The following is a 9,033-nucleotide window of genomic DNA, read 5'->3' as shown; positions in this document are numbered from 1 at the left end:
GTGCGAAGTGTCAAGAGGTCATATCCGTCTGGTCTGAGCCTGGAGACGGGAACCGCGCCCTAAGCGCCCGGCTTGCCAAGCAGTTTTTCCATCCGGGCCACCGCCTGCTCCAGCCGCTCCAGCGCCGTGGCGTACGAGAAGCGCATCATGCGCCGGGCGTGGGCCGGGCCGAAGTCCAGGCCCGGGACGGCGGCCACGCCGGCTTCATGGAGCAGGCGCTGCGAGAAGGCCACGCTGTCCATGCCGTGGCCCGAGACGTCGGCATACACATAGAAGGCGCCATCGGGCCGGGCCGGCACGCGCAGGCCCAGCCGCTCCAGGGCCGGCACGAGCATGTCGCGGCGCTGCCGGAAGGCTTCGCGGCGCTGGGCGTAGATGGCCAGGGCGTCGGGGCCGAAGCAGGCCAGCGCCGCATGCTGGGCCAGCGTGGGCGCGCAGATCGCCAGGCTGGCGGCCAGTTTTTCGATGGCGGCGACCATGTCCTTGGGCACGATCAGCCAGCCCAGGCGCCAGCCCGTCATGTGGAAGTACTTGGAGAAGCTGTTGACCACGACGATGTCGTCGTCGATGGCCAGCGCCGAGCGCGGCTCGGCGTCGTAGGACAGCCCCAGGTAGATTTCGTCCATCAGCACCAGGCCTTGGCGCTGTCGCGCCTCGGCCAGGATTTCCCGCAGGGCGCCGGGCGCAAGCGAGGTGCCGGTGGGGTTGCTGGGCGAGGCGATCAGCACGCCGCGGGTACGGGCGTTCCAGTGCTCGCGCAGGTCCTGGGCCTGCAGCTGGTAGCGCTGCCGCGGCCCGCACGGCACCAGCCGCGGCACGGCCCCGGCGGCCACCACGAAGTTGCGGTTGGCCGGGTAGCAGGGGTCGGGCATCAGCACTTCGTCGCCGGGATCCAGCAGCGCCAGCGTGGCCAGTTGCAGCGCGCCCGAGGCGCCCGCGGTCACGATCACCCGGCCCGGATCGACCGGTGCGCCGAAATGCCGACCGTAGTAGCCGGCGATCGCCTCGCGCAGCGCCGGCAGGCCGGCCGGCGCGCTATAGCCGCTGTGGCCGTCGCGCGCGGCGCGCTGCAAGGCTTCCAGCACCGGCTCGGGGGCGGTAAAGTCCGGCTCGCCGATGCCCAGGCTGATAATGTCGTGGCCTGCCGCCTTCAGGGCGCCGGCCTCCTTGAACAACTCGACGGCCCGGAAGGGCAGGACGTCCTGGTTGCGCACAGCAAGACGAGACATGAAAACCCTCTCGAAGAAAAGCGAATTGTAGTCATGCAGCCGACCCGCCGCGCCTTCCTGATCGGGCGCCGTCCGCGCCCGGACGACGCCTGGACGCGCTTGCTGGCGGCCTTGCGGCGGGTATGCGAGGGCGAGCTGGAGACCGCAGGCCTGCCGCCGGGCCAGGCCCGCTATGCGCCGGCCCGCGCCGCCGACGTGCGGCTGGCGCGCACGCTGTGCGCCGAGCATGGCGTGCGGCTGGGCCTGGCCGGCCTGCGCCCGCTGCCGCAGGCGGACCCGGCGCCGACCTTGTGGGTGGATCCGGGCGTGTCGCTGACCGGGCTGGCGCCGGTCGACGCCGGCCCGGGCTTATGGCGCGCCGAAGCCGGCTGCCCGCTGGGGGCCCTGCAGGCGGCCGGCTTCGCGCAGTTCGACGGCCTGCCGGCAGGGCAGACGCTGGCCGCCTGGCTCTCGGGCGAGGACACGCGGCGCCTGTGCGCGCCGGGGCGCTGCATGGACAGCGGCGTGCAGGCCGTGGCGGCGCTGCTGGCCGACGGCACGCCCGCCACCCTGGGCCCTTTCGGCGAGCGCGACCGGCAGCCCTTGCGCGGCGCGGCCTTGCAGCGGCTGGTGCCGGCCCTGTTCGAACTGGCCATGGGCCAGGACGCGCAGCTGTGCCTGGCCCAGCCGGCCTGGCCGGCCCACGGCCGCCTGGATGCCTTGCGGCCCGCGCCGCCGGCCGGCGTCAACCTGGCGCACCTGCTGCTGGGCCAGGCCGGCTCGCTGGCCTGGGTCGAGGCGGCGTTGCTGCAGCCCTGCCGGGGCGGCCCGGCGGTTGCTGCGACGCAGCATGAAAACGCCCCCGTCCAGGCGGCCGCAAGCCGCATGAATGCGGCCTGCAAGCGCCTGTTCGACCCAGCCGGCCTTTTCCCGCCGCTGCCTGCCCGAAGCAGCTAGAATCGTTCTTTCTCGAATCGTCACACTGCTCCGAAGACTCCCGTATGGACGCCAATCTGCGCAAGGCAGCGCTCGAATACCACGAAGCCGGCCGACCTGGAAAACTTTCCATCGCCCCGACCAAGCAACTGACCAACCAGCGCGACCTGGCGCTGGCCTATTCGCCCGGGGTGGCAGCCGCCTGTGAAGAAATCGTGGCCGATCCGGCCAACGCCTTCCGCTACACGGGCCGGGGCAACCTGGTGGGCGTCATCAGCAACGGCACCGCGGTGCTGGGGCTGGGCAACATCGGCCCGCTGGCCTCCAAGCCCGTCATGGAAGGCAAGGCCGTGCTGTTCAAGAAGTTCGCGGGGCTGGACGTCTTCGATATCGAGATCAACGAGACGGACCCGGACAAGCTGGTCGACATCATCGCCGGGCTCGAGCCGACCTTCGGCGGCATCAACCTCGAGGACATCAAGTCGCCCGAGTGCTTCGTCGTCGAGCGCAAGCTGCGCGAGCGCATGAAGATCCCGGTCTTTCACGACGACCAGCACGGCACCGCCATCACGGTCTCGGCCGCCTTCATCAACGGCCTGCGCGTGGTCGGCAAGGAAATCGACCAGGTCAAGGTGGTGGTCTCGGGCGCGGGCGCCGCGGCGCTGGCCTGCCTGGAGCTCATGGTCGACCTGGGCCTGCCGCAAAAGAACATCTGGGTCACCGACATCGAAGGCGTGGTCTACGAGGGCCGCACCGTGCTCATGGATCCGGACAAGGCCCGCTTCGCGCAAAAGACCGAGGCGCGCAAGCTCGATGACGTGATCGGCGAGGCCGACGTGTTCCTGGGCCTGTCGGCCGGCGGCGTGCTCAAGCCCGAGATGGTGGCCAGGATGGCCGCGCGTCCGCTGATCCTGGCGCTGGCCAACCCCACGCCGGAAATCCTGCCCGAGGACGCCCTGGCCGTGCGCGAGGACGTGGTCATCGCCACCGGCCGCTCGGACTACCCCAACCAGGTCAACAACGTCCTGTGCTTTCCCTACATCTTCCGCGGCGCGCTGGACGTGGGCGCCACCACCATCACGCGCGAGATGGAAAAGGCCGCGGTCTACGCCATCGCCGGCCTGGCCCAGGAAGAGCAGAACGACGTGGTGGCGGCCGCCTACGGCACCTATGACCTGAGCTTCGGCCCGCAGTACTTCGTGCCCAAGCCCTTCGACACGCGCCTGATCGTGCGCATCGCGCCGGCCGTGGCCCGCGCGGCCATGGAGGGCGGCGTGGCCACGCGGCCCATCGCCGACCTGGATTCCTACGCCGAGCAGCTGCAGCAGTTCGTCTACCACTCGGGCGCCTTCATGAAGCCGCTGTTCGCCGCGGCCAAGAACCTGGTGCGCGAAGGCGGCAAGGCCCGCATCGTGTTCACCGAAGGCGAGGACGAGCGCGTGCTGCGCGCGGTCCAGGTCATCCTCGACGAAAAGCTGGCCCGCCCCATCCTGGTGGGCCGCCCGGCCGTGCTGGCCGCCCGCATCGAAAAATACGGGCTGCGCTTCAAGCTGGGCCAGGACGTCGAGGTGACCAATCCCGAGTTCGACGAGCGCTTCCATCACTACTGGACCACCTACTGGGAAATGATGTGCCGGCGCGGCATCACCAAGGAGATGGCGCGCGTCGAGATGCGCCGCCGCCTCACGCTCATCGGCGCCATGATGGTGCACGTGGGCGATGCCGACGGCATGATCTGCGGCACCGTGGGCGCCTATGCCGACCACCTGCGCTTCATCGACGAGGTGCTGGGCAAGCGCCCGGGCGCCAAGACCTACGCGGCCATGAACATCCTGCTGCTGGCCGAGCGCACGGTGGTGCTGGTCGACACGCACGTCAACGACGATCCCACGGCCGAGCAGATCGCCGAGTTCACGCTGGCGGCCGCCCAGGAGATGCGCCAGCTCAATCTCGAGCCCAAGGTGGCGCTGCTGTCGCGCTCGAACTTCGGCTCGGGCAGCTCGGCCTCGGGCGAGAAGATGCGCCGGGCACTGGCGCTGGTGCGCGAGCAGGCGCCCGACCTGGAGGTCGACGGCGAAATGCACGGCGATTGCGCGCTGGACGAGGCGCTGCGCCTGCGCATCCTGCCCTCGTCCACGCTCAAGGGCCAGGCCAACCTGCTGGTGTGTCCCAACGTGGATTCGGGCAACATCGCCTACAACCTGCTCAAGACCGCCGCCGGCGGCAACGTGGCCGTGGGTCCGTTCCTGCTGGGCGCCAACGCGCCCGTGCACATCCTGACCTCCAGCTCCACGGTGCGCCGTATCGTCAACATGACCGCGCTGACCGTGGTCGATGCCAATACCGCCCGTTGACGGCATAGCCGCCCGGCCCGGGCGCCGGCCCCTGACCGGGCTGGTGCTCACCGGCGGCGGCGCGCGCGCCGCCTACCAGGTCGGCGCCCTGCAGGCCATCGTCGAGCTGCTCGATCCGTCCGGCTCGCCGGGGCTGGCCAACCCTTTCCCGATCATCTGCGGCACCTCTGCCGGCTCCATCAACGCGGCCGCGCTGGCCTGCCGCGCCGACGACCCGCGCAAGGCCGTGCGCCGCACCCGTGTCCTCTGGGAAGGGCTGCGCACCGGCCAGATCTACCGGTCCGATGCGGCCGGCCTGCTGCATTCGGGCGCCTGCTGGCTCGGCCTGCTGGCGCTGGGCTGGCTGATGCCGGGCCGCCAGCGCGCGCAGCCCCGGTCCTTGCTGGACAACACGCCCTTGCGCCGGCTGCTCGAATCGGTGCTGGATTTCGGCCGCCTGCAGGCCAATATCGACCGCGGCGCGCTTTCGGCCCTGGCCATCACGGCCTCGGGCTACACCAGCGGCGAGCACCTGACCTTCTACCAGGCCAGCGGCGGCATTGCGCCCTGGCGCCGTTCGCTGCGGCGCGCCGTGCCCGATCGCCTGCATGCCGGCCACCTGATGGCCTCCAGCGCCATTCCCTTCATATTCCCGGCCCATGCGCTGCGCGTGGGCGGGCAGCTGGAATGGTGCGGCGATGGCTCGATGCGCCAGCTGGCGCCCATCAGCCCGGCGGTACACCTGGGCGCGGACCGTGTGCTGGTCATCGGCACCGGCCATCGCGACGATACCCACCCCGAGCAGCGCGAGGACGATCCGCCCTATCCCTCGCTGGCGCAGATCGGCGGGCATGCCCTGTCCAACATCTTCCTCGATAGCGTATCCACCGACGTCGAAAGGTTGGAACGCGTGAACGGCTTCCTGCGTGCCGCGCCCGGCGCCGCGCAGGCCACGGGCCTGCGGCCGGTGCAGGCGCTCGCGCTGGGGCCCAGCCGCTCGCTGGACGAAATGGCGATGGCGCACCTGGGCACCATGCCCCGGGCGGTGCGCACGCTGTTTCGCGTGCTGGGCATCAGCGCCAGCCGCGGCAAGGCCGGCGGCGGCGCCTTGCTTTCCTACCTCCTGTTCGAATCTGTTTACACGCGGGAATTGATCGAACTCGGTTATGCCGATACGATGCGGCGTACCGAAGAGGTCAAAGCTTTTTTCACGGAGGCGTCCGCATGACGCGAGCCAGCCTGTCCCCCTTGCAGAAGCAGTTGCAGCGCGGCGGCGCCGTCGATCCGGCGGCGGTGCCGGCCGACAAGCTGGCCGAGGCTGCGCGCGCCCAGGGGCTGGCCTTTTTCCGCGCCGATTGCGACCGCGCCCGCAGCGTCTCGGCGGCCCTGCGGGCCATCGCCAAGGCGGTCGACTTTCCCGAGTTCTTCGGCAGCGATCTCGACGCCCTGTACGACTGCCTGTGCGACACCGTGCTGGACCAGAAGGCCGGGGTGGCGCTGTGGCTGCACAAGCTGCATTCGGGCGACCCGGCGCTCAGCCAAGACGCCCTGCGCATCGAGTCGGTGTGCGCGGATGTGTCGGAGTTCGCGCGCGAGAACGGGCGCGTGTTCCTGTATGCCGTGGAGCATGCGGGCAAGCATCCCGAGCCCGAGCCTGGGCAGGCGCAAAGCTGGAGCGCTTCGGGGCAGTAAAGGCAGGGCGCGGCGACGCGATCGGATCGTGTAAGGCGCGACGTAATGGCGCGCGCAGCCATTGGCCTGTCTTTTCTGGTTCTACCGGAGCCTGATGGACAAAATGGCGCCAGTTGCTGGCGAGAACGCCTGCCGCGGCCTCGTCTTCACGATATATTGCGCGGATGCCAAGCCGCGAGCCATTCCCAGGCCTGGGCAGGTCTTTGGACGGGCAGGAAACGAAGGCATGAACATGGTCAAGCAAGTCCAAGCATCAAACCAGATATCGAGAATGAAGTTGCGCGGTTACAAATCCATCGCCGAGTGCGACCTGGAGTTGGGCCGGCTCAACGTGCTGATTGGTGCCAATGGTGCAGGCAAGTCCAATTTCATAGGTTTTTTCCGGCTGATCAACCGCATATTGGCCCAGCAACTGCAGCTTGCTGTTGGTTTGGCTGGGGGCCCAGATGCTTTGCTGCATTTCGGCCGCAAGCACACGGAGTTGCTGCAGGCCGAACTGTATTTTGGCAACAACGGCTATCGCTTTTCATTGCGGCCCACGCAAGACAACCGCATGCTTTTCGAGCACGAGGCGCTGTGGTGGGAGCTTCGTGGAGATTGGCACCCTGCGTCGGGTCACTTCGAGACGCATTACCTGGACCGCGGCGACCATGGGAGGATTTGGGAGTACGTGGTTCCCGCCATGCGAAGCTGGCGCATTTACCATTTTCACGACACCAGTACATCTGCCCTGGTAAAGCAGGTCCATAGCATTCGAGACAACGTGCATCTGCAGGACGACGCCAGAAACCTGGCAGCCTTCCTGTTGCGGCTCAGGCGCCATCACGAAGAGCACTACTGGCGTATCGTCAAGACAATCCGGCTCGTAGCGCCGTTTTTTGGGGACTTTCATTTGCGGCCGACGCCGGATAACCCCGAACGGATTCAACTCGAGTGGACGGAACTGGGGCAGGAAGAGCCATTCGGAGCAGCCGCCTTGTCCGATGGCACGTTGCGGTTCATCTGCCTTGCTGCCGTGTTGCTTCAGCCCGAAGAACTCATGCCGGCTTCCATTCTTATCGATGAGCCGGAGCTTGGACTGCACCCCTATGCAATCAGCATATTGGGTGGCTTGATGAGGTCGGTCGCGCAGGAGCGGCAATTGCTTGTTTCCACGCAGTCCGTCGAGCTGGTCAACGAGTTTGATCCAGAAGACCTCATCGTCGTGGACAAGCGCGACGGCGCCTCGCAGTTCAGGCGTCCCGATGCCGGCCAGTTGGCTGGGTGGCTGGCCGACTACAGCCTTGGAGAACTTTGGAAGAAGAACCTGCTTGGCGGGAGACCGGGGCGATGAGCCGTGTATATCTGCTGGTGGAGGGGCAGACCGAAGAAGCCTTTGTCAACGAACTGCTCGTATCGCCTTACGCAGCCCGGGGCTTGTATCTGACGCCAATAATCGTCCGTACCAGCCCTGGCCATCGCGGCGGAGTGGTGAGCTATGCCAAGATCAGGCCTCAGATCGAGAGATTATGTAAGCAGGACCCCGCGGCTTGCGTAACTACCTTGTTCGATCTCTATGCCTTGCCCGAGGATTTTCCCGGAAAGCGGGACGTGAGGTACCCTGTCCAGGGAGCAGGCTGGCAAAAGGCGGTGTTCCTGGAGCGCGCGCTTGCCAAGGACGTTGCGCAGCAGAACTTTATTCCGCATTTGTTCGTTCATGAGTTCGAGGCGCTTTTGCTAGTGGATATCGCAGCCTTCAAACCTTGGACCGATGACGATGATGTTCTCGAGCCGCTAATGGCGCTTCGAAGGAAGGCGGAGCCCGAGGAAATCAACGATGGCCCTGGTACTGCGCCGTCCAAGCGGATTCTGGCTGTCTGGCCACAATATCAAAAGACTTTTCACGGGCCCATCATTGCCGGCGAGATAGGTTTGGATCGTATTCGAGGCGCGTGTCCGCATTTTTCCGGATGGTTGGACAAGCTCGAAGCGTTGCCTTGATTCCCCGGCGCCTCCGATTTTTCAGGCGGGTCGTCTTGCCCTGGTGGCGGCCGGTTTCCGCTGCACGACGGCTCCTATTCCCATCCCAGCAGCGCACAGGCCGCAGCCACCAGCGCGATCCCCGCCGTTTCGGTGCGCAGCACCCGCGTGCCGAATCGCACGGCTTGCACGCCGTGCCGGCCCGCCTCGCGCAGTTCCTGCTCGTCCCAGCCGCCCTCGGGCCCCACCAGCACGCAAAAGCCTGCGGCATCGGGGGCGGGCAGGGCCTGTGCCAGGGTTTGCGCCGCGTCGGGATGGCAGAGCAGGGCGGGGCTGCCGGCGGGCCGTTCGGCCAGCCATTGCGCCAGGCCCATCGGCGCGTCGATGCGGGGGATGCGGTTGCGTCCGCTTTGTTCGCAGGCCGCCACGGCCTGGCTGCGCCAGCGCGCCAGGCGTTTCTCCAGCCGGGCGCCTTCGAGCGCCAGCACGCTGCGCCGGGCGGCGATGGGTACGATGTGCGAGACGCCCATCTCCACCGCCTTCTCGATCACCCAGTCCATTTTCTCGCCGGCGGGCAGGCCCTGGACCAGGGTGATGGCGCCCGGCAGCTCGGTTTCGCGCGGATCGAATTCGCCCGTCAGCGCCAGCGCGCGCTGGCCCTGGATGCGCAGCGTAGCCGGGTACTGGCCGCCGCGGCCGTCGAACAGCGCCACCGGCTGGCCCTCGCGCAGCCGCAGCACGCGCAGCGCGTGGTGCGCCACGGCCTGGGGCAGTTCGATTTCGGTACGAGGGGCCAGGTCGGCGGGGCAATAGAAGCGAGGCAGGGCCATGGGATGCGAGGGGCTGCTGGCCGGCCCGGGAAGGGGCCGCTTTCGCCTTGGGGCGCCCCGGGGGCGAAAAGGGAG

At 68.0% G+C, this 9,033-nt stretch carries 8 protein-coding genes; 6 read left to right on the top strand and 2 right to left on the bottom strand.

The genetic code is table 11. From position 1 onward, the window contains the following. Window positions 1-59: 59 nt before the first annotated feature. On the bottom strand, window positions 60-1,229 hold the full coding sequence (locus V8Z80_RS17645) for a pyridoxal phosphate-dependent aminotransferase (RefSeq protein WP_336062956.1): 1,170 nt from the start codon (window positions 1,227-1,229) through the stop codon (window positions 60-62). Window positions 1,230-1,262: 33 nt separating this feature from the next. Here V8Z80_RS17645 and V8Z80_RS17640 point away from each other — a divergent pair, with 33 nt between their 5' ends. The 6 genes from V8Z80_RS17640 to V8Z80_RS17615 all read left to right on the top strand — a co-directional run bounded on the left by V8Z80_RS17640 (window position 1,263) and on the right by V8Z80_RS17615 (window position 8,149). After that, window positions 1,263-2,165 carry an FAD-binding protein gene (locus V8Z80_RS17640; RefSeq protein WP_155192962.1) on the top strand — a complete coding sequence of 301 codons (903 nt, stop codon included), beginning with the start codon at window positions 1,263-1,265 and terminating at the stop codon, window positions 2,163-2,165. 44 nt (window positions 2,166-2,209) lie between these two features. Next, on the top strand, window positions 2,210-4,498 hold the full coding sequence (locus V8Z80_RS17635; RefSeq protein WP_336062955.1) for an NADP-dependent malic enzyme: 2,289 nt from the start codon (window positions 2,210-2,212) through the stop codon (window positions 4,496-4,498). Next, window positions 4,479-5,705 (top strand): patatin-like phospholipase family protein, encoded by a 1,227-nt coding sequence (locus V8Z80_RS17630; RefSeq protein ID WP_336062954.1) that lies wholly within the window; start codon window positions 4,479-4,481, stop codon window positions 5,703-5,705. Before V8Z80_RS17635 ends, V8Z80_RS17630 begins: the two co-directional genes overlap by 20 nt. Further along, on the top strand, window positions 5,702-6,169 hold the full coding sequence (locus tag V8Z80_RS17625) for a barstar family protein (RefSeq protein WP_155192957.1): 468 nt from the start codon (window positions 5,702-5,704) through the stop codon (window positions 6,167-6,169). Before V8Z80_RS17630 ends, V8Z80_RS17625 begins: the two co-directional genes overlap by 4 nt. Window positions 6,170-6,401: 232 nt before the next feature. Next, window positions 6,402-7,502, top strand: a complete 1,101-nt coding sequence (locus V8Z80_RS17620; protein ID WP_442951995.1) for an AAA family ATPase — start codon at window positions 6,402-6,404, stop codon at window positions 7,500-7,502. Continuing rightward, on the top strand, window positions 7,499-8,149 hold the full coding sequence (locus V8Z80_RS17615; protein ID WP_336062951.1) for a DUF4276 family protein: 651 nt from the start codon (window positions 7,499-7,501) through the stop codon (window positions 8,147-8,149). The genes V8Z80_RS17620 and V8Z80_RS17615 overlap by 4 nt, the downstream gene beginning before the upstream one ends. Window positions 8,150-8,223: 74 nt before the next feature. Here V8Z80_RS17615 and V8Z80_RS17610 read toward each other — a convergent pair whose 3' ends face one another. Continuing rightward, window positions 8,224-8,958, bottom strand: a complete 735-nt coding sequence (locus tag V8Z80_RS17610) for a 16S rRNA (uracil(1498)-N(3))-methyltransferase (protein WP_155192955.1) — start codon at window positions 8,956-8,958, stop codon at window positions 8,224-8,226. Window positions 8,959-9,033 lie beyond the last annotated feature (75 nt).

The sequence above is a fragment of the Orrella sp. JC864 genome (assembly GCF_037026685.1).
In the GTDB taxonomy this organism is placed as follows: domain Bacteria; phylum Pseudomonadota; class Gammaproteobacteria; order Burkholderiales; family Burkholderiaceae_B; genus Orrella.
This window is presented reverse-complemented; position numbering and strand designations above follow the sequence as displayed.